The sequence below is a fragment of the Psychrobacter sp. FME13 genome (assembly GCF_014861395.1).
Lineage (GTDB): Bacteria > Pseudomonadota > Gammaproteobacteria > Pseudomonadales > Moraxellaceae > Psychrobacter.
On record NZ_RRYV01000317.1, the window covers coordinates 1 to 1,058 of the forward strand.

The window sequence follows — 1,058 nt, forward strand, 5'->3', positions numbered from 1 at the left end:
AACTTAGATTAACACACCAAGTGCAACGCTAAGTAATGGAATAAAACACCTGGTTTGGCGTTTTAAACCCCAATCGTTTTCTTGGTCTGTTGTTTAACCTGTCTTCAATGTTTTGAACCTCATCATCAGATACTTGTCTAAAGTCACATCCTTTAGGTAAGTACTCTCTAATCAAGCCATTGGTATTTTCGTTTGTTCCTCGTTGCCATGAGGCATAAGCATCAGCAAAGTAAAACCCACTATAGAGTCTTTGCTTAATGGCTTTATGATCCGCAAACTCCTTGCCATTATCGGACGTAATCGTCTTAACGTGCAGTCTCACAGGAGTTAGCATAACCACCATCGCATCCGCGACCAGATGAGCACTCTTTTTAGTCACTCGCTTCATCTTAACCAAACCTGTCTTTCGCTCTACCACTGTCACGATAGCTTGTTTGTGGTTTTTACCAATGATGGTGTCCGCTTCCCAATCACCGATGCGGGATCGCTCTTTTACTACATGAGGGCGCTCATGAATTGAGACCCTGTCATTAATACGCCCACGAGTCTCAGTGGTAAGCCTTTGACGATAGGGTTTGGCTTTGCGTCTTAAATATTGCCATAGCGTGCCGCCTTGCCTCTTATCCGTCCATAAGTAACGATAGATACTCATGTGACTGACTCCACTATGAACGCCTGCTATTTGCTCAGGACTCCACTGCAGTTTAAGCTTAGTCACGACCCAGTCCCAGACGTTTAAAATGATGGTGAAGGCATTATTTGCTCGCCTCGCTTTAGCGGTGTTGTCTGCATGCTTTGCTCGGTAGCCTCGTAGGCTTTTATTGCGTCTAAGCTCTCTTGATATGGTGCTGGGACTTCTGCCTAATGCCCCTGCTATAAATTTAATACTATGTTGTGCCCCTCTAAGGGCATAAATCTGATATCGTTCCTCTAGGCTTAGATGTGTATAGCTCATGGTTGCAATCTCACTTTGGCGGTGGATAGTAGCTTTGATGCTAGCGCATCTAGGCCTCTTTTTCACCTGCTCTTTGATATTGCACTTCATGTGTTAATCTAAG

1 protein-coding gene is annotated in these 1,058 nt (G+C 44.3%); it reads right to left on the minus strand.

The features are described from left to right. Positions 1-28: 28 nt before the first annotated feature. Positions 29-955, minus strand: a complete 927-nt coding sequence (locus EI164_RS16290; RefSeq protein WP_192521016.1) for an IS30 family transposase — start codon at positions 953-955, stop codon at positions 29-31. Positions 956-1,058 lie beyond the last annotated feature (103 nt).

Bases quoted from the DNA above. Each gene is read 5' to 3' on its own strand.
- EI164_RS16290 (WP_192521016.1), bottom strand. From the start codon at position 955: ATGAGCTATACACATCTAAGCCTAGAGGAACGATATCAGATTTATGCC.